Annotated in this window: 20 protein-coding genes and 1 pseudogene; 10 read left to right on the top strand and 11 right to left on the bottom strand. The window is 68.9% G+C overall.

Going from position 1 to position 23,099, the window contains the following annotated elements:
• Window positions 1-21: 21 nt before the first annotated feature.
• A complete protein-coding gene (locus OHU35_RS40960; protein ID WP_189730117.1) occupies window positions 22-549 on the top strand; it encodes a hypothetical protein in 528 nt (175 codons plus the stop codon).
• Window positions 550-759: 210 nt separating this feature from the next.
• Here the strand turns inward: OHU35_RS40960 and OHU35_RS40955 are convergent, their stop codons facing one another.
• Window positions 760-2,478 carry an acyl-CoA dehydrogenase family protein gene (locus OHU35_RS40955; protein WP_405509051.1) on the bottom strand — a complete coding sequence of 573 codons (1,719 nt, stop codon included), beginning with the start codon at window positions 2,476-2,478 and terminating at the stop codon, window positions 760-762.
• A gap of 79 nt (window positions 2,479-2,557) precedes the next feature.
• Window positions 2,558-3,124: a PadR family transcriptional regulator gene (locus OHU35_RS40950; protein WP_189730120.1), complete on the bottom strand. Its 567-nt coding sequence runs from the start codon at window positions 3,122-3,124 to the stop codon at window positions 2,558-2,560.
• A gap of 920 nt (window positions 3,125-4,044) precedes the next feature.
• Between OHU35_RS40950 and OHU35_RS40945 the strand changes: the two genes are divergently transcribed.
• Window positions 4,045-4,956, top strand: a complete 912-nt coding sequence (locus tag OHU35_RS40945; protein ID WP_405509049.1) for a hypothetical protein — start codon at window positions 4,045-4,047, stop codon at window positions 4,954-4,956.
• Between the two features lie 247 nt (window positions 4,957-5,203).
• Here the strand turns inward: OHU35_RS40945 and OHU35_RS40940 are convergent, their stop codons facing one another.
• Window positions 5,204-6,595: an FAD-binding oxidoreductase gene (locus OHU35_RS40940; protein WP_189730126.1), complete on the bottom strand. Its 1,392-nt coding sequence runs from the start codon at window positions 6,593-6,595 to the stop codon at window positions 5,204-5,206.
• 599 nt (window positions 6,596-7,194) lie between these two features.
• On the opposite strand from OHU35_RS40940, the gene OHU35_RS40935 reads away from it, so the two are divergent.
• The 3 genes from OHU35_RS40935 to OHU35_RS40925 are packed head-to-tail and all read left to right on the top strand — an operon-like array spanning window position 7,195 to window position 10,750.
• Window positions 7,195-7,719 (top strand): PadR family transcriptional regulator, encoded by a 525-nt coding sequence (locus OHU35_RS40935; protein ID WP_405509048.1) that lies wholly within the window; start codon window positions 7,195-7,197, stop codon window positions 7,717-7,719.
• On the top strand, window positions 7,716-8,408 hold the full coding sequence (locus OHU35_RS40930) for an ABC transporter ATP-binding protein (protein ID WP_189730130.1): 693 nt from the start codon (window positions 7,716-7,718) through the stop codon (window positions 8,406-8,408). The genes OHU35_RS40935 and OHU35_RS40930 overlap by 4 nt, the downstream gene beginning before the upstream one ends.
• Window positions 8,405-10,750, top strand: coding sequence for an ABC transporter permease (locus tag OHU35_RS40925; protein ID WP_405509046.1), 2,346 nt, complete (start codon window positions 8,405-8,407; stop codon window positions 10,748-10,750). Before OHU35_RS40930 ends, OHU35_RS40925 begins: the two co-directional genes overlap by 4 nt.
• Window positions 10,751-11,427: 677 nt before the next feature.
• Here the strand turns inward: OHU35_RS40925 and OHU35_RS40920 are convergent.
• Together OHU35_RS40920 and OHU35_RS40915 are read right to left on the bottom strand one after the other, a co-directional pair.
• Window positions 11,428-12,408: a helix-turn-helix domain-containing protein gene (locus OHU35_RS40920; protein ID WP_359895842.1), complete on the bottom strand. Its 981-nt coding sequence runs from the start codon at window positions 12,406-12,408 to the stop codon at window positions 11,428-11,430.
• 290 nt (window positions 12,409-12,698) lie between these two features.
• Complete coding sequence (locus OHU35_RS40915) at window positions 12,699-13,793, bottom strand: DUF475 domain-containing protein (RefSeq protein WP_405509044.1); 1,095 nt, start codon at window positions 13,791-13,793, stop codon at window positions 12,699-12,701.
• 447 nt (window positions 13,794-14,240) lie between these two features.
• On the opposite strand from OHU35_RS40915, the gene OHU35_RS40910 reads away from it, so the two are divergent.
• Window positions 14,241-14,453, top strand: coding sequence for a hypothetical protein (locus OHU35_RS40910; RefSeq protein WP_359895844.1), 213 nt, complete (start codon window positions 14,241-14,243; stop codon window positions 14,451-14,453).
• 191 nt (window positions 14,454-14,644) lie between these two features.
• Here OHU35_RS40910 and OHU35_RS40905 read toward each other — a convergent pair whose 3' ends face one another.
• Window positions 14,645-15,136, bottom strand: coding sequence for a DUF2975 domain-containing protein (locus OHU35_RS40905; protein ID WP_189730137.1), 492 nt, complete (start codon window positions 15,134-15,136; stop codon window positions 14,645-14,647).
• A gap of 133 nt (window positions 15,137-15,269) precedes the next feature.
• The gene (locus tag OHU35_RS40900) at window positions 15,270-16,013 is read right to left on the bottom strand and encodes an SDR family oxidoreductase (RefSeq protein ID WP_405509042.1); all 744 of its coding nucleotides are present in this window, start codon (window positions 16,011-16,013) and stop codon (window positions 15,270-15,272) included.
• 95 nt (window positions 16,014-16,108) lie between these two features.
• On the opposite strand from OHU35_RS40900, the gene OHU35_RS40895 reads away from it, so the two are divergent.
• On the top strand, window positions 16,109-16,669 hold the full coding sequence (locus OHU35_RS40895; RefSeq protein WP_189730141.1) for a TetR/AcrR family transcriptional regulator: 561 nt from the start codon (window positions 16,109-16,111) through the stop codon (window positions 16,667-16,669).
• Here the strand turns inward: OHU35_RS40895 and OHU35_RS40890 are convergent.
• Together OHU35_RS40890 and OHU35_RS40885 are read right to left on the bottom strand one after the other, a co-directional pair.
• A complete protein-coding gene (locus OHU35_RS40890) occupies window positions 16,604-17,140 on the bottom strand; it encodes an HIT family protein (protein ID WP_405509040.1) in 537 nt (178 codons plus the stop codon). The genes OHU35_RS40895 and OHU35_RS40890 overlap by 66 nt on opposite strands.
• 596 nt (window positions 17,141-17,736) lie before the next feature.
• Window positions 17,737-18,216, bottom strand: a complete 480-nt coding sequence (locus tag OHU35_RS40885) for a CGNR zinc finger domain-containing protein (RefSeq protein WP_359895848.1) — start codon at window positions 18,214-18,216, stop codon at window positions 17,737-17,739.
• Window positions 18,217-18,322: 106 nt separating this feature from the next.
• Between OHU35_RS40885 and OHU35_RS40880 the strand changes: the two genes are divergently transcribed.
• Complete coding sequence (locus tag OHU35_RS40880) at window positions 18,323-19,189, top strand: alpha/beta fold hydrolase (protein WP_405509039.1); 867 nt, start codon at window positions 18,323-18,325, stop codon at window positions 19,187-19,189.
• A gap of 148 nt (window positions 19,190-19,337) precedes the next feature.
• Here the strand turns inward: OHU35_RS40880 and OHU35_RS40875 are convergent.
• Window positions 19,338-19,459: pseudogene (locus OHU35_RS40875) on the bottom strand (HNH endonuclease); the annotation flags it as partial.
• 140 nt (window positions 19,460-19,599) lie between these two features.
• On the opposite strand from OHU35_RS40875, the gene OHU35_RS40870 reads away from it, so the two are divergent.
• Window positions 19,600-20,391 (top strand): phytanoyl-CoA dioxygenase family protein, encoded by a 792-nt coding sequence (locus tag OHU35_RS40870; protein ID WP_189730146.1) that lies wholly within the window; start codon window positions 19,600-19,602, stop codon window positions 20,389-20,391.
• A 238-nt stretch (window positions 20,392-20,629) separates the two neighbouring features.
• Here OHU35_RS40870 and OHU35_RS40865 read toward each other — a convergent pair whose 3' ends face one another.
• Window positions 20,630-21,349 (bottom strand): restriction endonuclease, encoded by a 720-nt coding sequence (locus tag OHU35_RS40865; protein WP_405509036.1) that lies wholly within the window; start codon window positions 21,347-21,349, stop codon window positions 20,630-20,632.
• Between the two features lie 541 nt (window positions 21,350-21,890).
• Between OHU35_RS40865 and OHU35_RS40860 the strand changes: the two genes are divergently transcribed.
• Window positions 21,891-22,754, top strand: coding sequence for an NAD-dependent epimerase/dehydratase family protein (locus OHU35_RS40860; RefSeq protein WP_405509034.1), 864 nt, complete (start codon window positions 21,891-21,893; stop codon window positions 22,752-22,754).
• The last annotated feature ends 345 nt before the right edge of the window (window positions 22,755-23,099 follow it).

The following is a 23,099-nucleotide window of genomic DNA, read 5'->3' as shown; positions in this document are numbered from 1 at the left end:
TCCGAAGTCGAGGTCCTGACCATGGCACGCAAGACAAGGCTCACCGGCTTCGCGCTGTCCGCCGTCGTCGCGGGCACGCTTCTGACGGGCTGCGCGTCGGACGACGAGTCCCTGACGTATCAGACGGACTACAGCAATCACCGGCCGCTGCGGGTCGTCGGCTACCCCTCCACGGGAAGTCTCGAGACGGTGCAGAAGGCAGTGTGGCGGCTCGCCGACCGTGACGCCGACGGGCTGGCCGCTCTCGCCGTCGACGACACGCACGCCGATGCCACGGCCCGCAACTGGGTCAAAGCCTTCGGCGCCGCCGCCAAGGGAGACGTGACGGCGGAGTTCTACGACGAGGGTTCCGTGCGGCAGGTCGTGGTCCTGTACTTCGCCAAGAGCAACCAGATCAAGGAGATCGAGGCCCGCGTCGGCGAGGACGACTCGTGGGGACTCACCCTCGCCGAGCCCGACCCGGCCGAGGCGACGGCCAAGCCCACATGGGCCCCGCCGAAGCCGGGCCGCTCCGGTTCCCGCACATCCGGCGCCCCGTCCGGGAGCTAGCGGTCACCTGCCCCGCAGCGCCCCTCGAGGACCGCACTCCGAACAATCGGGGTGCGGTCCTCCGTATCTCGCAGAGACGGAATTCCGTTTGAACGCGGGCCCGGGGCTGGTGACGGTAGAGATACGAGACGCCGGCACGGCCACGGTGCGAGCGTTACTGCTCCCGGTGGCCCTGACCGTCACATGTCGACGAGCCCCCGTGGCGGGCTGTCACGGCGCCATCTCGTACGCCCCGGACAGTGCTTCCACACGCTCCCAGACGCGCCCCGAACGTGCTTCGTCGACGACGGGACGCCGGACGGCACTGAGCGCCCAGCGCTGCTGATCCACAGTGGCGGAGTCCTTGCCATGCAGTTCGACGGCGAAGGCGGAGAAGTCGCGGACGAGGACGGAGAACAGCTCGTCGAGCACGTCCTCGTCGAGGTCCGTCAGGCGGGCCTGCTCCAGGATCAGCTGGCCGTGCACCACCAGCGCGAAGAGCTGGCCGACGGCGAGGAGAAGATCGAGGTCGCGGCTCTGTTCCTCGTCGGGGGCCGCGGTGGTGACGAACTCGCACAGGGCGTCGGCCTGCTCCCGGAAGCGGGCGACGTTCGGCACGTCGGCGTATGCGTCGTAGGCGGGGCGCCAGTCGTGGAAGCGTACGGAGCCGAGGCCGCGGGCCGGTCCCTGCTCGAAGAGGAACGTGTCGTCGGCCGCTTCGAGGCGGATCGGTACAGGCGCGAACTCGGCGGGGTTCAGGAGGTGGTTGCGCATGAACTTGAGGATCAGCGCGAGGTTGACGTGGACCGTGCCCTCGAGCTTGGGCAGTCCCCGGATCTCGACGGCGGCCTGGGCGAAGTAGGTGTCCTTCTCGAAGCCCTTGGCGGCTATCACGTCCCACATCAGGTCGATGACCTTCTCGCCCTCCGTGGTCACCTTCATCTTCGTCATCGGGTTGAAGAGCAGGTAGCGGCGGTCGTCCGGCGAGGCGGAGCGGAAGTAGTCGACGGCGCGGTCGCTGAACAGCTTCATGCCGACGAGGCGGACGTACGCGTCGGCCAGCTCGCGGCGTACGTGCGGGAATGCGGTGACGGGGCGGCCGTACAGGATCCGGTTGTGCGCGTGGGTCACCGCCTCGTACATCGCGTGCTCGCAGATGCCGATCGAGGCGGTGCAGAGGTTGAACTTGCCGACGTTGACGGTGTTGAGGGCGGCGTCGAAGGCGGCGCGGCCCGTGTGCAGGACGTCGTCCTGGCCCACCGGGTAGTCCTCGAGGCGGAACTCGCTGACGTACTTCGAGGAGTCGACGACGTTCTTGACGAGGTGATACGCCGAGTGGCGGCTGTCGGCGGCGAAGAAGACGTAGCCGTCCGGGCCCTCGATGTCGGTGCGTCGGCCGAAGACCGAGACGAGCCCGGCGGCGTTGCCGTTGCCGATGTAGTACTTGGAGCCCGTGGCCGTGAAGCCGCCGTTGCCGTCCGGCGTCAGCAGCATGTCGGTGGAGTAGATGTCGGCGCCGTGGGTCTTCTCGGAGAGGCCGAAGGCGAACACCTCGCCCTGGGTGAGGAGTTCCGCCGCGCGGGTGCGGGCCGCGGTGTTGTCGCTCTGCCAGACCGGTCCGAGACCGAGGATGGTCACCTGCCATGCGTACCAGTAGTCGAGACCGTAGAAGCCGAAGATCTCGTTGAGGGCGGCGATCCGGGCCGTGTCCCAGCGCTGGTCCTTGTGTCCGGCGGCGGACGCCGGGGTGAGGAAGGTGGCGAACAGCCCTTCCTTGGCTGCGAACGCGAGGAAGTCGGCCAGCCAGGCGCGGGAACGGTAGTCCTCGATGAGCCTGCGCTTGCCGCGGTCCTCGAACCAGTCGACGGTGGCACGCAGCAGCCTGCGGGTCTCGGGATCGAACTGCGCCGGGTCGTACGTACGGGGGTTGAAGAGGAGGGGGTCGGCCATGAAGGTTCGCCTTCCGAGGGTTGAGGGTGGAGGGTGCGGGTCTGAAGGTCGCGGGGCCCGGGCGGCGGTGGCCGGCAGGTCAGGCGTGCGGGTGTGACGTGCCGAGCCGGCGGAGGGTGGCGAGTACGTCGTCGAGCCAGGCGATCGTCATCCGCTCGTACGCGATGCCGCCACGCAGCACGACATGCTGGAGTTCCTGACCGGCGTCGAGCGGGGTGGGGGACGCCGGGCCGGTGAAGTCGCGCAGCTCCCCCGCCACATAGTGCGCGAGCCGGTCGCTGTGCACCTGGCGGTGCCGTTCGACCTCACGGATCAGCACAGACGGGTCGTCGAAGGCCGCGCCGCGGATCTTCACCGCGAGGTCGTGCCGGATGCTCTCGGGTTGGATCGGTTCGTGCAGCCACTGAGAGAGGGCGGCGCGGCCGGGGCCGACGACGGAGTACTCCTTCTTGTCCGGTCGGCTCTGCTGCGACAGCTCACGGACGGCGAGCAGGCCCTCGCTCTCCATGCGCTTGAGAACGCGGTAGATCTGCTGGTGCGTGGCGGTCCAGAAGTATCCGATGGAGCGCTCGAACCGCCGGGCCAGCTCATAGCCGGAGCCCGGCTTCTCCAGCAGGGAGACGAGGATCGCGTGCTCGAGCGCCATACGTCGATCCTCTTATGCAACTCGTTGCATAGCCAAGGGGCACTGCCCAGGTGAGACAGGGCTCACGCGGGACGGCGGTGGACGGCCTGTTCACCGCGCACGCGTGGATCGGCCTTCCTCCGACCGCCTCCCCGGCAGGTCCGGCCGTCCGCCACCACACCGACGGCGCACGCCTGCTGCCGGATCAGCCACTGCGCAGGCGTGCGGTCTGTTCGGTGCCGACATTGGTGGTGCGTCGCAGGTAACGCTCGATCACGGTGAGCTCGTCGCCGCTGAAGTCCTCCAGCGCTTGGCCGAAGGCTTTACCGGGCGGGCCTCAGGCGGCTTGCGTGGACCGTCGCCTCGTCCGTCGGCCTATGCGCCGAAGCGGGCACGCTGCCCAGACGACGGGAGTGGAGGAACCGGTTGCCGGACTTGTGCGACTTGAGCGACCGGTCCCGCGAGTTCCTCGTCGGAGCAAGGCATGGGCGAACAGCGAGCCGTGAGAAGTGAGTCGAAGCGTGGTTGGCCGGCCGCTGTCAACTGCGGCCGTCCGGCCCGCTGACCCACCCCAGGCATTCCGTCACCCCATGAGCCCCATTTCGTCGGTTCCCCTCCGCGGCGCGGGCATGGTGAACGCGCTGCGCTGCTCGGTACCGGGGGCAGGGGGAGGCGACAACACCAGTGATCTCCCGCAAGGCTCGCATCTCGGTTACACGGCGACCTGAGGCACGGAGGCCACGCATGTCCGACTTACGACGCTGACACCTCGTGTTGGCTGAAACATCAACTCATCACACCTGAAACACAGTTGTCGCACATCCTTCTGGTTGGCAGACTCGCCTCGCCGACGGAAACACGCGGACAAGCGTGCGAACACGCACGCGGAAGCATCACGTCGGCGCACGGGGGCTTACGTCATCTCACCAGGGGGAACATCCATGAACCTCAGCCTGCCCAGACGTGTCCTGGCCCGTGCCACCGCCACCCTCGCGCTGGCGCTGGCCATGGCCACCGGCACCACTGGCCTGCTCTCCGGCACCGAAGCGCACGCCCTGCCGGTCACCGGGGGCTCCTTCAGCTTCAGCGGCGACGAGGACGACTACATCAGCGGCGGCCAGTCCTACGCCTACGCGACGGCGTCCGAGGACCGTATGAACATCTCCGGCAACACCGACAACAGGGTGGTCACCGTCTCCGTCGACGGAGCGAACGGCGACTGGTGGACCCTGAACCTGGCGGCGCCGTCCGGCAAGGCCCTGACGCCCGGGACCTACACGGGAGCCACCCGCTACCCGTTCAACGAGGGGACCGAACCGGGCCTGTCGCTCAGCGGCAACGGCCGCGGCTGCAACCAGCTCACCGGCACCTTCACCGTCTCCGCAGTGGAGTTCGGCCCCCAGGGCTACGTGAAGAAGCTCGACGCCACCTTCGTGCAGCACTGCGAGGGAGGCACCTCGGCCGCGCGCGGCGAGGTCCACATCGAGAACCCGGCCCCGCCGGCCGAACTCGGCCTGGGCCTCGACATCGCCCTGGACGGCACCGCGAGCTCCCTCAACGGCAAGGCCACCTTCCACGGCACGGTGAGCTGCAACAAGCCGGTGCAGGTGACCGTGGCGGGCGACGTCACGCAGGTGAAGAAGCGGGACCTCATCCGCGGTTCCTTCTCCACGTCCGTGTCCTGCACCCCGGGCGCCCCGGTCGCCTGGACCGGTACGGCCGTACCCACCGGCTCGGTCCCCTTCCAGAAGGGGGACGTCGAGGTCGAGGGCCGCGCGACGGCGACGGACCCGGACTACGACCAGCCGGTAACGGTCAGCGAGACGGTGGCGGTCCGCCTCACCCGGGTCTGACGCCCACGCCCTGACGCACAGCCACACCGCCCGGCCCAGGCCCTGGTCCTCTAGAGGAGCGGGGCCCGGGCCGGGTCGCGTTGTGCGGCAGGCACCTGGCCCACGGGGCTCTTTGGATGTGCCCTCCGGAACAGGAGGGAGGGCGGAGATGGCGACGACGGCTTCCCTGGTTCTGTGAGGGAGGCGCCGGGCTCGACGGGATCGCCCCAGTGCCGGCCGGGGAGGACGACCGGCGGGGAGCGCACGCTCACGGCCCTCCAGCTGGCGTGATGTTGTGGTTGAACCGGAACACGTTGTCCGGGTCGTAGCGCCGCTTCAGCTCCGCCAGCCGCCGGGTGTTCTCCGCGCCCAGCCCCTCCACCACGCGCTCGTCGCCTTCGTCGCCGATGAAGTTGAGGTAGACGGCACCGGTGCTCCACGGCCGCGTGCCGGCGCGTACGTCCCGCACCCATTGCCTGCACCGCTCGTCGTCCGCCGGGTCCTCCCAGATTCCGAAGGGATGCACCGCCCAGGGCGCGTCCCGGTAGGGCACCGGGTACTCGGGCGGCCCGGCCGCGATCGCACCGCCCTGCGGGAACAGCACATGCTGGGTGCCGGTCGGCACGGGCACGGACTCGGCAAGGGAGCAGAAGACGTCCACGAAGTCGTCCGGCGCCCCCGTCAGGTACTCCGCCGACCAGTAGTTCCGCATCCCCGGCGGGTCGTCGATCATGCACTGGAGATCGGCGTACGGTATCGCGCCGACGACCTCGGCCTCGTGCGGCAGCGCCAGCAGGGGCTGGGCGATCTTGCGCATGTCGTCCTCGCTGCCGGCGTACGTGAGCAGCGCACCGCACGCCAGTCGGCCGACGAGGTGTTCCGGCACGAACTCCTCCGGCGGGGCGGTCAGGTAGATGACGCCGCCACCCGCCTCGTCGGGCCCCGTCGCGATCACTTCGCGGAAGGTGCGGACGGCCTCCGGGCCGTGCTCCGGGAGGTACAGCACCAACGCCATGGAGAACTCGGGCAGTTCGTGCAGCCGCAGCGTGAGCGCCGTAGCGACGCCGAAGTTCCCGCCACCGCCGTGCAGCGCCCAGAACAGGTCCGGGTTCTCGTCGGCGCTCGCGTGGACGCGTTCGCCGTCAGCGGTGACGAGTTCAACGGCAAGCAGGTTGTCGACGGCGAGCCCGCAGCAGCGGTCCAGCCAGCCGGTGCCGCCGCCCAGCACGAAGCCGCCGACGCCCGTGGTGGAGGCCCGGCCGCCGGTCGTCGCCAGCCCGTGCGGCTCGGTGGCCCGGTCCAGATGGCTCATCGTGGCCCCGCCCGCGACCCGGACCGCCTGCCCCGCCGGATCCACGGACACCGCGTGCATGCGGCGCAGATCGACCACCACGCCGCCGTCGTTCGTCGCCATGCCCGCCACGCTGTGGCCGCCGCCGCGTACCGCGACGGGCAGGTCCAGCTCCCTGGCGAACCGCACGGCCCGCACCACGTCGTCCGCGTCGGCACACTGCGCGATCGCTGCGGGCCGCCGGTCGATCATGGCGTTGAAGACGGCCCGGGCCTCGTCGTAGCCCGCGTCCTGCGGGCTGAACACATCGCCGCTGAGTTCCTCGCGCAGCGCCGCAAGAGCCGCGCCCGCCTTCCAGAGGGGAGCCATGGCGCCCCCTTCCGACAAAGGGGAATCGTCCGCTTCCAGCCTAGGCGGCCGCCGCCCGTCCGGCCCGTTCAGCCGCCGTAGGCATCCGAGGCCGTCAGACGCAGGGCCCAGGCGTAGAGCGTGTCGGCGTCGCCCTCTCCGGAGCACGGCCCCAGCCCTCCCAGCCGGCCTGCCGCCATAGGGTCGCCGTCCTCACGGCTCTGCCGGACGGCCACCGCACCGGCCTGGCCCACCGCCGCGCCCAGACCAGTACGAGACGATCCCCGCCCAGCACTACCACGAACGCGCCGTCCAGGAGCTGCGGGACGTCCTGGCCGCCTGAGCGCAGCACCGAGCAGAGCCGCTGGAGCTCCAGCGGGCTCTTCTGCACGAACCCAGCACCCCCCACCCGGCTGTGGAAGTGGCCGCCCGCTACCTCCCCTCCGGCCGCAGCGTCCTCGTCGGCGGCGACTGGTACGACTCGATTCCCCTGGCCGATTCCCGCCCTTGCTGGTCATGGGGGACGTCATGGGCCACCCCGGGCGAGCACCGCCTGGCGGGTCGTGGCGCCCGCCATGAGCTACACACTCAGCGTATACACGGCGTGTATAGTGCTCGGCATGTCCATCGGTCACACTCTTTTAGGGCTCCTGGAGTCCGGCCCGCGGCACGGTTACGACCTGAAGCGGGCCTTCGACGGGACGTTCGGTCACGACCGGCCGCTGCATTACGGCCAGGTCTACTCGACGATGTCCCGTCTGCTGAAGAACGGCCTCGTCGAGGTCGACGGGATCGAGGCCGGCGGCGGCCCGGAGCGCAAGCGCTACGCGATCACCGACGCCGGCATCACCGACGTCGAGCACTGGCTCGCGACACCGCAGAAGCCGGAGGACTACCTCCAGTCGACCCTCTACACCAAAGTCGTCCTCGCGCTGCTCACCCACCGCGACGCCGCCGACATCCTCGACACCCAACGCTCCGAGCACCTGCGCAGCATGCGCATCCTGACCGACCGCAAGCGCAAGGGCGACCTGGCCGACCAGCTCATCTGCGACCACGCCCTGTTCCACCTCGAGGCGGACCTGCGCTGGCTGGAACTGACCGCCGCCCGACTCGACAGACTCCGAGAGGTTGTGGCCCGATGACGACGTCTCCCCCTGGTTCCCTGCTCACCGCGCAGGACCTGCGCAAGACCTACGGGCACACCCACGCCCTCGACGGCGCCGAGTTCTCCATCCACCCCGGCGAGGTCGTCGCCGTCATGGGCCCCTCCGGCTCCGGTAAGTCGACGCTGCTGCACTGCCTCGCGGGCATCCTGCCGCCCGACTCCGGGTCGATCACCTACAACGGGCGCGAGGTGACGACGATGAGCGACGCCCAACGCAGCTCGTTGCGCCGCTCCGAGTTCGGCTTCGTGTTCCAGTTCGGGCAGCTCGTGCCGGAACTGACCTGCGTGGAGAACGTCGCCCTGCCGCTCAGGCTGAACGGCACCTCCCGCAAGGAAGCCGAGCGGGCGGCGCTCGGCTGGATGGAGCGTCTGGAGGTCGACGGCCTGAAGAGCAAGCGTCCCGGCGAGGTCTCCGGCGGCCAGGGCCAGCGCGTCGCCGTGGCACGCGCGCTGGTCACCGGCCCCCGGGTGCTGTTCGCCGACGAACCGACCGGCGCGCTCGACTCCTACAACGGCGAGCGCGTGATGGAACTGCTCACCGACGCGGCCCGTTCCACCAACGCCGCCGTCGTCCTCGTCACCCACGAGACGCGGGTGGCCGCCTACTCCGACCGCGAGATCGTCGTACGCGACGGCAGGTCCCGGGACATGGAGCGCGCCATATGAGTCCGCGCCACTGGTCCAGAGACCTGGCCATGGGAGCCCGGTTCGCCGTCACCGGCGGCCGTGAGGGCTGGGTCCGAGTGACGCTGACAGCGGTCGGCGTCGGCCTCGGCGTGGCCCTGCTCCTGTTGTGCGCCGCGATGCCCAACGTGTTCGCCTCGCGCAGCAAGGTGGAGGACGCCCGCTACGCCAACGTGTACTCCCAGACGGTCCCGCCCAAGGCCGACAACACTCTCCTGATCGCCGACGCCGACACCACCTGGCACGACGACGACATCCAGGGCCGGTTCGTCGAACCCGAGGGCAGGCGGGCGCCGCTGCCCCCGGGGGTCGACCGCTTCCCGGGTGAGGGCGAGATGGTGGTCTCCCCCGCGCTCAAGGACCTGCTGGACTCGGACGACGCGAAACTGCTGCGGGAGCGCCTGCCGTACAAGGTCACCGGCACGATCGGCGAGAGCGGGCTGATCGGCTCGCACGAACTGGCTTACTACGCGGGCGCCTCGGGGTTGAAGCTCACGGACTCCTCCCTGGTGACGCGGCTGGCCACGTTCGGCAAACCGGACGCGACGCCCGAGAAGACCGACCCGGTGCTGCTGCTGATGGTCTTGGTCGTGTTCGTGGTGCTGCTGACGCCGGTCGCCGTGTTCATCGCCGCCGCCGTCCGCTTCGGCGGCGAACGCCGCGACCGCCGCCTCGCCGCGCTGCGCCTGGTCGGCTCCGACCGGGGGATGACCCGGAGGATCGCGGCGGGCGAGGCGCTGGCCGGAGCCCTGCTCGGCCTGACCGTGGGCACCTGCTTCTTCTTGCTCGGCCGCCAGAAGCTGGGCACCGGCGAGCTGCTGGGCGTGAGCGTCTGGCCCAGCTACCTGGACCCCACTCCCGCGCTCGCCGCGCTGGTCGCGGTGGCGGTGCCGGTCGCCGCGGTGCTGGTCACGCTGCTCGCGATGCGCGGCGTGGTCGTCGAACCCCTCGGTGTCGTGCGCGCGGCCAAGCAGAGCCGCCGCCGGCTGTGGTGGCGGCTGCTGCCGACTCTGGCCGGCCTCGGGATGCTCTACCCGATGATCGGACAGGGCCACAAGAACGGAAACTTCAACCAGTACCTCGTCATCGGCGGCGTCCTGATGTTGCTGATCGGCATCACCGCCCTGCTGCCCTGGGTCGTGGAGACGGTCGTCGTCCGGCTCGGCAAGGGCCCGCTGTCCTGGCAGCTGGCCGTGCGACGGCTGCAGCTGAGCAGCGGCACTGCCGCCCGCATGGTCAACGGCATCGCCGTGGCGGTGGCCGGGGCCATCGCGCTGCAGATGCTCTTCACGGGAACGCAGAGCCAGTACACCGAGAACACCGGCCAGGACCCCAGCCGGGTCCAGATGCAGGTCGACCTCAGCGGCCCCAAGCCGCTGTCCGGCATCGAGCGCGAATTCACCGGCACCAAGGGTGTCCGGGCCGCGGTGGCCCTGGCCCGCTCCCAGTACGGGGACTCACGTCGCGACCCGGAGAACAGCAACGGCCTGACCGTGGGCAACTGCGCCGCCCTGCGTGAACTCGCCACATTGCCCTCCTGCAAGGACGGTGACGTGTTCATCACGCGGACGCGGAGCGGCTACTCGGACCCCAGCAACGCATCCGAGATCGCCCTGGTGAAGCCCGGTCGGCAGCTCTACATCGACCCGTCGTACGACGGCGCCGAACGCGGCCTCGAGGTGCCGTGGACCGTTCCGGTGAACATTCGGGAGGTGAACGTGCGCAAGGACTCATTGCAGGACTACACCAGTCTGCTGGTCACCCCCGCCGCCCTGCCCGCCAAGGCCGCACCCGCGGTGTCCTCGGACGGTGTCTACCTGCGTCTGGATCCCTCGGTGCCGGACTCACGGGAGTACGTACGCAACGTCGCCGCCCGCATCGACCCCCTGGCACAGACCTTCGGCTGGTCGGCGACCCAGGAGAACGTCAAGTACACCTCCATCCGCACCGGCCTGTTCGTCGGCTCCGCCTTCGTGCTGGCACTGATCGGAGCGAGTCTGCTGGTCTCCCAGCTGGAACAGCTGCGCGAACGCAAGAGGCTGCTCTCCGCGCTGGTCGCCTTCGGCACCCGGCGCCGCACGCTGAGCCTGTCCGTGCTGTGGCAGACAGCCCTCCCGGTCGGACTCGGTCTCGTACTGGCCACGACGGTGGGCGTCACCCTCGGCGCAGTGCTGCTGAAGATGACCCGTACACCGGTGACCATGGACTGGGCGAGCGTGCTCACCATGACCGGCGTGGGCGCGACCGTGGTCGGCATGGTCACGCTGCTCAGCCTGCCGCCGCTGCTGCGCATGATGCGCCCGGCGGGCCTGCGCACGGAATAACCCCTCATCCACCCCATGGAGTGGGCTCCTCCTACCAGGAGGAGCCCACTCCTGCACACAGGGTGGGGTACGACTGGATGCTGCGCTTGAGTCGGATCAGGCCTGCCGAGTCGATCGAGGTACGTTTCGGCACGTCCAGGGCCGGTGCCGTGTGGCCTGGTTTACCCGACCAGGACGCGCGGCGGCAATCCGCCAGCTCGTCCTCCAGGCCAGCGGCTTTCGCCGACGGCGTCTTACGAGGTCCCCGTGCCGGACTCGTTCGCGTTGACCCTGGGGGACCTGGTGGCGCTGCACTTGTTCTGGTCGTTCTTCTGCACCCAGACCGTGCCGCGGAAGTAGTTGAACTTCTTTCCGAAGCCGTTGCCCCCAGTGGTCGAGGCCCAGTTGATGACCTGGGTCGCCTGGTACCGCCGGGACAGTACACCGCGGCGCTCGCGGACGGAGCGGCGATGAGGCCTGCGGACAGGAGCGCGCCCGTCAGCAGAGAAGCTCCGACCGCGCCGCGGATCTTGCGTGACTTCACAATCCACCCCCGTGGGACTGCCTGACTGCGCGGAGAGCCAGGCGCTTGATCAACTTTCTCTCCGGGATCGCATCTGAATTACCGTCATCAGCAGATTGCCGGGTGCCCAACAGCATTTCGTCAGCGGAGAGTCCACACCTGATTGGTCTTGCGTCTACTCGGGGAAGCCCTGCGCTCCCTGGCGGTAGTCCCTTGGGGGAATGCCATAAGCGGAGCGGAAGGCACGCGTGAAGTCGGCGGCCCGGGGGAAGCCCCAGCGGGCGGCGACAGCGTGGATGGGGGTGGCCCCTAGGGCGGGCTCCGCGAGGTCGCGGCGGGCGCATTCCAAGCGCTGTCCACGGATCCAGGCGGAGATCGACTGCTCTTCGTGCTCGAAGAGTCGATACAGGTAGCTGCGGGATATGTGGTGCGCCGCAGCGATGGCGCCGGGGTTCAGGTTCGGGTCGTGAAGATGATCCCGCACGAACGCACGGATGCGCACAACGAGAGCCTGCTGTCGAGTTTCCGGTGGAAGGGAGTTTTCCGCTTCGAGGGCTTGGGCGAACAGCGCTGACAGCAGGTCGACCGCTACTGACCCGAGCCGCGGCCCATCGGCGGGCTGGTACGCATCGGTGCCTCGCGCCAGCTGAGTGAGCAGTTGTCTCAGCAAGGCGCCGAATCCTTCCCGCACCGACAATCGCAGTCCGGTCACGTGGTCCAGCCGGTTCCGCGGCAGAGGCAACAGCGCCTTCGGGACCTCCAGCCCGACTCCCGAATGCGGAAGAGAGCCATCGCCCCCATGGACGTCGACGGTGCGCGACGTGTCGACGACACACAGGCTGTCCGGACCGTACTCGGTCTCCTCCTCACCCCGCACTGTGCGCAGCGCCCCGCTCAACGGCAGAGATACATGCAGCCCCTCGGGGTCGGACTGCCGGATCAGCTTCGGCGACCGCCGAAAGCACACCGGCTGGAACGTGGTGGGCCACACCGATACAGCACCGAGGTCCAGCACACGTTGAGAAGCCCGAAAATCCGCCCGATGGTCACTGCGTAATTCCAGCGGAGCATGGGTCCGACTGACCAGCTCGCGCCAGCAGTCGAATCGGTCCGCCGCCGGCAGATCATCGCTCCGGAACACCGTCTCGCTCAGCATGTCCCTCCTCGCCGTCTCACGAGTCCTGGAATGGCTTGCCTCCTGCCTCTCCCCGATGAAAGGCAGGACAGAGTCCACCAGTCACAGTAATCAACGTCCAGAAATCCGAGTGGGACAGTGGTGCGGAGCGGGGTGTACCGCCGCATGACAGGCAGAGAACGGCCCGGCACGGCCGTCTCGCCCCTGTCCGCCAGTGGCCGGCCCTCGCAGTCGGCGTCTGGCACAACTGGACCCACCGGCGCCAAGATCAAGCGGTCCTTGATCGCCTTCGACCACCTAGAACATCGGACTCATTCATCCAGCCTGCGGTTGCGCTGGACCGAGGAGAAGAAAGACCAGGCGATCAGGACGACGCCGACGAGGCCGGTGATGACCTCGTGGATCTCGTACTGGATGGTGACGAGCAGGATCACGGCGAGGGCACCGATCGCGTAGTGCGCGCCGTGCTCCAGGTAGACGTAGTCGTCGAGGGTGCCCTGGCGGACGAGGTAGACCGTGAGCGAGCGGACGTACATCGCGCCGATGCCGAGGCCGAGCGACATCAGGACGATGTCGTTGGTGATCGCGAAGGCGGCGATGACGCCGTCGAAGGAGAAGGACGCGTCCAAGACCTCCAGGTAGAGGAACAGGAAGAACGCGGCCTTGCCGGCCATCACGACCGCCGGGACCTTCTTGCCGCTCCTCTTGGCCTCTTCTTCGGCCTCGTGCTCGCGCTCCTCCTCTTCCTCGAGCTTGTTCTCGAAGTAGCCGGAGAGGCCGCCGACGATCAGGTAGGTGATCAAGCCCGCGATGCCGGCGATCAGAACGGTCTCCGCCTTGTCCGCATGGATGCCGCCGTGCTGGTGGGCGTTGGTGGCGAAGGTCATCGCGGAGACGAGCAGCACGATGAGCGCGACGCAGACGGAGAGCATGTCGACCTTGCCGAGCTTGGCGAGCGGGCGCTCCAGCCAGCCGAGCCACTTGATGTCCCGGTCCTCGAAGATGAAGTCGAGGAAGATCATCAACAGGAACATGCCGCCGAAGGCGGCGATCGACGGGTGGGCGTCGGTCACCAGCTGCTGGTACTTGTCCTTGTCGTCGAGCGCGAGCCGTACCGCTTCGATCGGGCCGATCTTGGCGCTGACGGCGACGATCACGACCGGGAAGACCAGGCGCATGCCGAAGACCGCGATCAGGACGCCGATGGTGAGGAAGATCTTCTGCCAGAAGGCATTCATCTTCTTCAAAATCCCGGCGTTGACCACGGCGTTGTCGAAGGACACCGAGATCTCCAGGATGGACAGGATCGCCACGATCCCGAAGCCGGTCCACCCCCCGTAGAACACCGCCGCGACCAGGCCGAGCGCGGTGACCGCGAACGACCAGCCGAACGTTTTCAGAAGCACTGGCTACCCAATCGTTTAGTACGGGGGCTCCCCCGCGCCGTACCTGGACGAATCATTGACCTAGGCAAGTGGGACCATCCTACGTAGAGGGCGCCACTCAACCGCCGTCGTCCCCACGGGAGTTCAGCCGTAGCCCTGCGTTGCGGAGGTTGTATTCGACGAGGCCGGCCTGGTCGACGGTGAGGGTGTAACGCAGAGCCGTGCCAACGGGCCACCCGGCTCACCGACGAGTTCCAGCACACCTGCGACGTGGTCAAGCACGGCGCCGACGAAGCCCAGGCCAGCCCCACCGCCCCCGCCGCAGGCAGCGAGCACTGCTGAGGCCGGCGCGTCCAGGGGTAGGCAGGCGTCACGGATTCGCGAACAGTGGAACGAAATCCCCTCGCGGGAGAACCGCTTCGCCTTCACGGACGCGTTGCTCGCCCGCCAACTTGAGGCGCGGTCGCGGTGCTTGACACACCTTGGTCCTCTTACCGCCGCACCTCCGGTCCGGTCACCTGGTCTGCGGCGGAGGTTCCGAACAGCGGCCCGGCGTTGCCCTGCTCTCACCACGTCCACGAGGCGTTGGCGCGGGCCGACATGGGCGTCCAGTACTACTGCGGCTACTACGACGGCATCGTCGGCCCAGTCACCTGGGTCCGTATGCGATGGGGCGGGTGACGCCGGGGCCGCACGGGCAGTCGCCTCCGGGATCTCCCGGCACCGGTAGGTGCCCAGAACGAGCTGTGCCGTGACAACAGGCTCCCCACGACGGCGGCCTGCCGATAACCACCGCCTCGGGTGCGAGCCCGTACACGGTGACGGCGGCGAACAGCGCGTCCAGCATCACGTCGAACTCCACGGCGACCGACTCAGATCACCTCGTCCAACTCGACCTGCATCTGCGCCGCTTCGGCGTCGCGTGCGACGGCTTGGGCGAGCAGCATCCGCAGCACGAGCACGATGAGCGCGACCCCCAGGATGGCCACGCCAACCCCGCCCATGATGACGGTGACGCCCGGGTCGTCCCGCTGGCCCGGCGCATTGAGGCCCGTGACCGCGAACCACACGAGGGCAGCCGCCACGATCGCGCCGATCACGACGTCCACGTACCGGAAGGCGGCGTAGGAGAACACGGTTCCGCGTCGCACCATCGTCACCAGCCGCCATACGCAGACCAGGGCGACCTGGACCGACACCATGCCCAGGATCGTGATCACACGCAACGGGGTCAGTGGGAGCGACCCGTCCTCCGGGTCACTCCCACTGACCAACGCCCACACCATGAGCGCCTGCACGAACACGGTGCCGACGAGCAACACCGCGAGCACGGCACGCAGCGCACGGACTGTCAGCTTTCCCACGACCCATCCCTCCATCGAGTTGCGATGGGAATCTATCGAAACTCGATAGGCAAAACAAGAGCTGGGCCGGAGAGTGGGCATGGTGTTGCGCAAGCGACTGACGGCCGTCTCACCAGACCGGTGACAGCAGATCTCACGCCTGGACGGTGGGGCGAACGTTGATCTCGCCGATCTCGACGTCGCCGGGCTGCTCGATGGCGAAGGCCACCGCGCGGGCGACCGCCGCCGGAGGGATGCCCATCGCGTCCATGTTCTTGCGTGTCTGCTCGCGGATGTGCGGGTCCGCCATGGAGTCGGCGAGATCGGTGCGGACGTATCCCGGCGAGATGGCTGTCGTACGCACCGCCCCGTCGGCGGACTCCGCACGCAGCCCCTCGTGGACCGTGCGCACCGCGTTCTTGGTCGCGGCGTAGACGGCCATCGAGGGGGACACAGACGACAGGCCGGCCACGGAGACGATGCTGACCAGGTGGCCCGACCCCTGCTCACGGAAGACGGGCAGCGCGGCGGCGACGCCGTTGAGCATGCCGCGCAGGTTGACATCGATCATGGCCGACCAGCCTTCGGTGTCGAGGTCGGCCAGCGGGCTGATCGGAGCGATGCCTGCGTTGTTCACCAGCACATCAAGACGGCCGTACTGGTCGACGGCGATGGAGAGCAGGCGCTGCAGGTCCTCGGCCTTGGTGACGTCGACGACGCACGCCGCAGCACGGCCCCCCTCCTCCCGGATGTTCCGTGCTATGGCGTCGATGCGCTCGCTGCGGCGCGCCGCGAGGACGACCGCGGCGCCGCGCCGGGCGAGCAGACGGGCCGTGGCTTCGCCGATGCCGCCACTCGCTCCGGTGATAGCGACGATCTTGCCGTCGAGAGAAAGCACGACTGCCTCCAAGTAAAGTGGACACGTGTCCGGTGCGTGATTCACCCTACCGGACACGTGTCCACTTGCCAGAGGCGGAACATCAGGAGAGACCCATGAGCGCGCCAGCACGCCGCCCGGATGCCGTGCAGAACCGGATCCGAATCCTCGAGGCCGCCCGCGCGGCCCTCGCCGAGTCCCGCCACGTCCACCTCAACGAGATCGCCAAGCGCGCCGGCGTGGGACAGGGAACGCTCTACCGGAACTTCCCCAACCGCGAAGCGCTCCTCGCCGAGGTCTACCGGCGCGACGTCGAAGAACTCGTGACCGCCGCCTCCGCTCTTCTGGCGGAACACGAGCCCGTGGAAGCCCTGCGTCACTGGCTCTACCGGGTGATCGACTACGCCGAGATCAAGTACGGCGTCCTGGCGGCACTCGAGCCGGTGGCGTGGCAGGACCTTGTCGCCCACAGCCACAACCCCATCGAAGGCGCCCTCGGTCACCTGCTGGACGCCGGGAAAACAGCCGGTTCCATTCGCACAGACGTGGACGCCCACGGGGTCCTCCTGCTCATCGCCTACCTCGGCCGACTGGACCGGGATGAATGGGAATCAACGGCCCGGCCCCTGATGAACGTCATCCTCGACGGCCTTCGCCGAGAGGACACGGGCCGGTGAGGGCCAGCGGCCCCGGGAATCGGCGTTCGTAGGTTGCCCGGCGTCGAGAGCTGCGAGGCCGCCACGGACGGCAGCAGCCATCTTGTCGAGTTGGTCTCGTTCCGCGACGCGCCAGTCAGCATCGATACGAAATGGGTCACCTGCGAAGCGGGGAAAGACATGCAGATGAACGTGGAAAACCTCCTGGAAGGCTGCTTCCCCGTCCGCAAGGAACAGGTTGACGCCCTCGCATCGCAAGCTTGATCGGCGCAGTGCGCGTCCAAGCTGATGCGCAACTTTCCAGACCTGCACGCCGGCGTCCTCCTGGAGATCCTCCAGGCCCACCGCATGTGCCTTGGGGATGACCAGCAAGTGGCCTGGGGTGACCGGCTGGAGATCCATGAAAGCGATCACCGATTCGTCTTCGTGGACGATGCTGGCGTCCGCCTGACCTCTCGCTATTGCACAAAAGATGCATCCGTCGTCCGTCACAGCCCGCCCCTCGAGTCCCGAGTACCTCGTGCCGCTCACAACATCAGAAGCGGCACCCAGGCGCGAGCGACTTTCACCCCGGATCTGGCAACTCTCCCTCGCCCCGATCCGCCGCTCGTCCTCTTCGCCTCAACCCCGGCTAACCAGTCGTCGAGTTCATCCAGGCATCGGATGTGTGGCTTGAAACTCCATGCTGACATTGTTTTTTGGCTCCCAGCATCTCTGGGAGCGGCCCAAAAAAGATCGATTTACGATCGTTGGCGATTGACGTCTATTGGACCGTCGCTCGGACTGTTGAGTCTGTGGGCCATGATGCTGAGCAGTACCTGAACAAGGCAATCGCACCGGCACGTTCGATCCCTTTGTCAGGACCTCTTATCTGCGTACGCAGCCGGTGAGGAATATCCGACGCAGGCGTCGGATACCCACTCGCAGGCGAGTCGACGCCACCGGGACAGGTGACCCGGCTGGAGTGGGCAGAGCTGCACGTCGGAGCTGATGGCCGCGGGCGTGTGGGTGGGGCTGCGCAGCGAGGCGCTCGTTAACGGCCTGCCCGTCCCACACACACCCGCCAGCGGCGCCGGCCAAGACCAAGCTCAGCGGGTGCGTTTGTAGTGGCGGCGTGCCTTTTCGCGGTTGCCGCAGACAGCCATCGAGCACCAGCGGGCGCGGTTGGCGCGGCTGCGGTCGAGCAGGAACAACTGGCACTCGTCGTTGGCGCAGGGGCGTAGCCGACCGGGCAGCTGCTCCTCGGTGGCGGCCCAGGCGAGAACCACCTCGACGGCCAGCCGGGTGTGCGGCGGAGTCTTGACTGTCCACTGAAGACCATCCGAAGTGATCTCCGGGATCTGGTGGACCCCTTCGAGCAGCGGGCTCAACGCGGCGGGCGAGCATTCTCCGCGCACTACGTCCCGCAGGATGTCCCGCGCCTCGCGCAGCAGCGCCAGTTCCGCGAGGCTGCCGTCGCCGCCGTGCTCCCGCGCCCAGCGTCTACCTCCGGCCGGGTCGCCGAGCGCGTCCTGTTCCTCGCCGTTGACCAGTGGCCTGCTGTTGAGCAGGTCCAGCAGCGTGTCCATCGGGTACCGCTCTCCCTCTAACCAGATCGAGTCATTTGACAGGTTAGTCCATGCCGTGCTTGCATGACGAGTGGCTAACCGGATCAAAGACTCAAAGGGGTTAGACATGAGCTCGATACACCACCGGACCGCCACCGTCGACGGCTACGAGATCTTCTACCGCGAAGCCGGCCCCGCCGACGCCCCCGCGATCGTCCTGCTGCACGGCTACCCGACCAGCTCGTTCATGTTCCGCGAGCTGATCCCGCTGCTGGCCGACGACTACCACGTCATCGCGCCGGACCACCTCGGCTTCGGCCACTCCGACGCCCCCCGCGTAGGGGAGTTCACCTACACCTTCGACGCCCTCGCCGAACTCACCTCCGGACTGCTCGACCAACTGGGCCTGGACCGCTACGCCCTCTACGTCCAGGACTACGGCGCCCCCATCGGATGGCGCCTCGCGCTCAAGCACCCCGAACGGATCTCCGCCCTCGTCACCCAGAACGGCAACGGCTACGAGGACGGTTTCGTCGAGTCGTTCTGGACCGACGTCTGGGCCTACGGGGCGAACCCCGGTCCCGACACCGAACCAGCCGTCCGCGCCGCGCTGAGCGTCGACGCCATCCGCTGGCAGTACGTGCACGGCGTGCCCGACCCGAGCCTGGTCAGCCCGGACACCTGGGAGCACGACTTCGCTCTCGTCTCCCGCGAGGGCAACGACGAGGTCCAGCTGGCACTGTTCCGCGACTATCAGAACAATCGTCCGCTCTACCCGCTGCTGCACGAATTCCTGCGCACCAGCGAGGTGCCGGTGCTCGCCGTCTGGGGCCGCAACGACGAAATCTTCGGCCCGGCCGGCGCGCGGGCCTTCGCCCGCGACGCAAAGGACGCGGAGGTGCACCTGGTCAACGGCGGTCACTTCCTGCTGGAGAGCCACCTGGACGTCGTCGCGGGTTACCTGCGCGGCTTCCTTGGGCGGGTGCTGGGCTGAGCGGGTGTCTCGCGACTGATCTTCCAGCTCCGCCTCGCCCGGCCACTGGCCGCGGATCTCCTCCGCCCCTCGGAAAGGCCGGCTGGGCTCGGGAAGCTCACCCCCGCCCGGGTTCGCCGGGGTTCAGGAACCTCCGCCCGAACATGCCCCAGCTCCCACCCGTCAGACGGCAGTCAGGGCCGACCACAGGGGGGCGACGGCCTCGGAGATCAGGACCTCGGCGCCCGTGTTACAGCCGTCGGACGGGTTGGCGCCGGCGTTCCAGTGACGAAGGCATCCCGGTCGTCCGCATGGGCCAGCGCACCCGTTCTCCGCTTCCTTGATCGGCAGAAGCGGCTCGGTGAACACCCGACAAAGGCGGTACGGGGAATGTCGGGTGAGCGGGACCTACGTCGCCGCACGCTGGGGGCATGGATGACACGACCTTGGTATCCCGCTTCCTCCACGACGGCTTCGTGAAGTTGGAGGGCGCTGTCGCGCCGCGCGTGGCCGCGGACTGCGCGCGGCTGCTGTGGCGAGAGACGGGCTGCGACCCGGACGATCAAGCGACCTGGACGCAGCCCGTGCGCTGGGTGGCCGGCATGGCGCAGGGGCCGTTTGCCGCCGCACCCAACTCCCCGGCCCTGCACCGCGCGTACGACCTGCTCGTCGGCGCGGGACGCTGGGAGCCGCGCTACTCGCTGGGCACCTTCCCGCTGCGCTTCCCGCACGAGGAGGAACCGGGCGACGCGGGCTGGCACATCGAGGGGAGCTATCTACCGGAGGGCGAGAGCTGGTACTTCACAAATCTGCGCTCCCGGGGCCGGGCGCTGCTGATGCTGTTCCTGTTCAGCGAGGTCGGTGAGGAGGACGCCCCGACCCGGATCCGAGTCGGCTCACACCTCGACGCGCCAAAGGTGTTGGAGAAGTACGGGGAGGACGGGGCGAGCGGGCTGACCCTCACGCCCGATCTGGTGACGGCGTCCGACCACCGGCCACTCGCCCTCGCCACCGGATCCCCGGGCGACGTCTTCCTGTGCCATCCGTTCCTGGTGCACGCGGCGCAACCGCACCATGGGGTGCGACCGCGCTTCATGGCCCAGCCGCCGCTGATGCCGGCCGCGCCGTACGAACTGGAGCGGGCCGACGGCGCGTACTCACCCGTGGAGACCGCGATCCGTCGGGGCCTGGGACAGGGCCCTCCGGTCACCAGCCTTCGCTGAGAAACGCTCAATCTTCACTCCGAGGAGGCCGCCCGCAAACTGGGCGTCGCCTCGGCCTCCCTCCGGGCCAGTCGTCCCGCACCAGCGGTGTGATCCACGAGCCGGACCACGGCCCCCGTTGGCTCGACCGATGCCGGGAGTGCTTCCTCGCGACGCCGCCGACGCTGCGCGTGCCGCCGGCCCGCTGCCTCGAGGAACTGCGCGATTCCGCGGCCGGCGCGCGGCTGCCGCTCCGTACCTACGCCGACGAGGACGGGTGGGAAGGTGACGTTGGCCGCCTGGGGGGTGGAACGGCCCGTAGCAACTCCCACAGTGGCCGTGAGCCCGACGCCCACACAGCCAGCGTCTGGCGGTCCACCACGTGCAGCCGCTGTTGCTTGGCGAAGTCCACCGCCGGCGCAGTCACCCGGCCGTTCGTCACGATCACTGCGACGTCCGCCCCGTGCACCGGCCGGGCCGTCCCGTTGAGGACCTGCAGATCCGGCGTGCCCACCGCCGATCCTCGGACGCCGTGGCGGCGGTGCTTGCACTGGATCACCCAGCGCCGCCCGAGCGGGTCCGTGGCCTTCACGTCCGCGCCCAGGTCGCCGCCCCCGCCGACCCGCTGGGCGTCCCGGCAGCCGTCCCGGCGCATCAGGTCCCGTATCGCCTCCTCGAACTTGGCGTGATGCAGCACGTCCAGGTCGGGCAGCCCGTAGCGCAGACCTTGCGCACGGACGGCATCCCAGCGGGCCTGCTGCTGCCGTTTGCAGAGCAAGCCGACGCCCGCGAGCACGGCGAGCACCAGGGCGACCAGGAGCACCCACCAGTGGGACAGCAGCCAGTTGACCACCATCACCACCAGGCCGATGGCCGCCGTCGCCACCACAGCAAACGCGATCAGCTGAGCATCCCGCTGCTGCCGCCGCTTGCTTGTGCGCCGCGTACGCCGACGCGTCGCCGGCCGCCGACGCGTCACCGGTTCCCCTCCGTCTCCGGGAACCGGACCGGGTACGACACCGTGGGCCGCGGCTGTTGAATCCGTGACGGCGGGGCGTCGTCGAACCGGATCGGATACTCCACCGTCGACTGCGACCGCGGAGCCGCACCTCCACGCCCCGCCGACACGTTGCCGCTGCCGTTGCCCAACGCCATGACGGCTAACGCGAACAAGGCCAAGACTGTCATCTCCCGTCTGGCGCCCGGGGCCCACCGCGAGTGCCCCCTCACCGGCGTCCCATCAGAGCGCACGTAGTCCCGTACCCAAGGCATACAAGCCTCCCCCTCGAAGCGAATGACCAGGACCGCCCATGGTGACAGCAGGCACTGACAACCGGTCAGCACTGCACCACACGCGGTGATCAAGGAAGGCCGGAACAGGACGTCTGCCGCCCCCAGCAGCGCGACCATCACCGTCTCCGTGGGACCGAACGGGCCCCAGCTCCCAGATCCCAGCCACCAGAAGGTTTTACGCTCAAGGCGGTGTGCCGTGCCGTCCAGCTCGCCCAGGGAGGGTGTTCATGTCGCAGCAGTCGAGGCATGTCGTGGTGACCGGGGCCGCGGGATTGGTCGGCTCGGCGATCGCGCGCACCCTCAGGGCTGCGGGATGCTCGGTCGTCGGTGTCGATCGACTGCCGTCGCCCGACACGTCCGTGGTGGCGGACCTGCGCGACCCTGCGGCGTGGAGCCGCGCACTGTCCGGGGCCGAGGCGGTCGTCCACACAGCGGCCCTGCACGCGCCTCACGTCGGTGTACGCCCGGACGAGGAGTTCCGTGAGATCAACGTCGGGGCGACCCGGGACCTGCTGGACGCGTCGTCGGCCGCGGGGGTGCGCCGTTTCGTCTACACCAGCTCGACCTCGGTGTACGGGTACGCGCTGGAGCCGGTGGACGAGGCGGTCTGGGTCACCGAGGACGTCGCCTGCCGGCCGCGCGATATCTACGACGAGACGAAACTCGCGGCCGAGGACCTGGTGCTCTCCGCGGCGGGCGCGATGAGCACGGTGTGTCTGCGCATCGCCCGGTGTTTCCCCGAACCGCCGGCGGTCCAGGCCCGGCACCGGCTCTACCGGGGTGTGGACATAGCCGATGTGACAGAGGCTCACCTGCTCGCCGTCCTGGGCCCCCACGAGGCGGCCGGGGTGCTGAACATCGCCGGTCCGTATCCGTGGCGGGTCGAGGACCGTGGGCAGTTGCGGCACGATCCGGCCGCGCTCATCACGCGGCGGGCCCCTGAGGTAGCAGCTGGGTTCGGTCGGCACGGATGGGCGTTGCCGACGTCGATCGACCGGGTGTACGTGTCGGCGCGGGCGCGCGCGGTACTCGGCTACCGTCCCCGTCACGGGGTGACGGCTTTGATGGCCGAGGCCCGCACGGCCGGCTGACCACCCCCCTCCCTTCACTGGTGGAGAAGGCCGGGGACGCCCATCCCTCAGCCCGGCCGGTGCGCTTCGCAGGTTCGAGGACGAGGTTGTCTCCCCGGGCCATGGTCTGGAGCAGCCCGCACACGGTCGCTTCGGCGACCAGACCGACCGGGCTGCGGCGCGGACAAGGGCGGCCGCGAACGGGTGCAGCAGTGTGCAGGCGTAGAGCGTGGCGGCGAGGGCCGCCGCACGGTCATGCGTAGGGCCGACAACACGCTCTTCGGCGCACTCCGAGGGGAGGCGGCGCGCGGACCGGTTGCCCGGGCGGCCGGGGGACGTGCCCGCGAACCCGGCACACCACACCTC

This window comes from Streptomyces purpurascens (genome assembly GCF_045040895.1).
GTDB classification, from domain to species: domain Bacteria; phylum Actinomycetota; class Actinomycetes; order Streptomycetales; family Streptomycetaceae; genus Streptomyces; species Streptomyces purpurascens.
The sequence above is the reverse complement of the archived record's forward strand: the minus strand, read 5'-3'. Positions and strand labels throughout refer to the sequence as shown.

Excerpts from the sequence above, each read along its gene's own strand:
- OHU35_RS40880 (WP_405509039.1), top strand. The coding sequence starts at position 18,323 with ATGAGCTCGATACACCACCGGACCGCCACCGTCGACGGCTACGAGATC.
- OHU35_RS40940 (WP_189730126.1), bottom strand. The coding sequence starts at position 6,595 with ATGGCTCCCCTCTGGAAGGCGGGCGCGGCTCTTGCGGCGCTGCGCGAG.
- OHU35_RS40925 (WP_405509046.1), top strand. The coding sequence starts at position 8,405 with ATGAGTCCGCGCCACTGGTCCAGAGACCTGGCCATGGGAGCCCGGTTC.
- OHU35_RS40955 (WP_405509051.1), bottom strand. The coding sequence starts at position 2,478 with ATGGCCGACCCCCTCCTCTTCAACCCCCGTACGTACGACCCGGCGCAG.
- OHU35_RS40860 (WP_405509034.1), top strand. The coding sequence starts at position 21,891 with ATGTCGCAGCAGTCGAGGCATGTCGTGGTGACCGGGGCCGCGGGATTG.
- OHU35_RS40945 (WP_405509049.1), top strand. The coding sequence starts at position 4,045 with ATGAACCTCAGCCTGCCCAGACGTGTCCTGGCCCGTGCCACCGCCACC.
- OHU35_RS40960 (WP_189730117.1), top strand. The coding sequence starts at position 22 with ATGGCACGCAAGACAAGGCTCACCGGCTTCGCGCTGTCCGCCGTCGTC.
- OHU35_RS40870 (WP_189730146.1), top strand. The coding sequence starts at position 19,600 with ATGGATGACACGACCTTGGTATCCCGCTTCCTCCACGACGGCTTCGTG.
- OHU35_RS40895 (WP_189730141.1), top strand. The coding sequence starts at position 16,109 with ATGAGCGCGCCAGCACGCCGCCCGGATGCCGTGCAGAACCGGATCCGA.
- OHU35_RS40920 (WP_359895842.1), bottom strand. The coding sequence starts at position 12,408 with ATGCTGAGCGAGACGGTGTTCCGGAGCGATGATCTGCCGGCGGCGGAC.
- OHU35_RS40950 (WP_189730120.1), bottom strand. The coding sequence starts at position 3,124 with ATGGCGCTCGAGCACGCGATCCTCGTCTCCCTGCTGGAGAAGCCGGGC.
- OHU35_RS40930 (WP_189730130.1), top strand. The coding sequence starts at position 7,716 with ATGACGACGTCTCCCCCTGGTTCCCTGCTCACCGCGCAGGACCTGCGC.
- OHU35_RS40885 (WP_359895848.1), bottom strand. The coding sequence starts at position 18,216 with ATGGACACGCTGCTGGACCTGCTCAACAGCAGGCCACTGGTCAACGGC.
- OHU35_RS40935 (WP_405509048.1), top strand. The coding sequence starts at position 7,195 with ATGTCCATCGGTCACACTCTTTTAGGGCTCCTGGAGTCCGGCCCGCGG.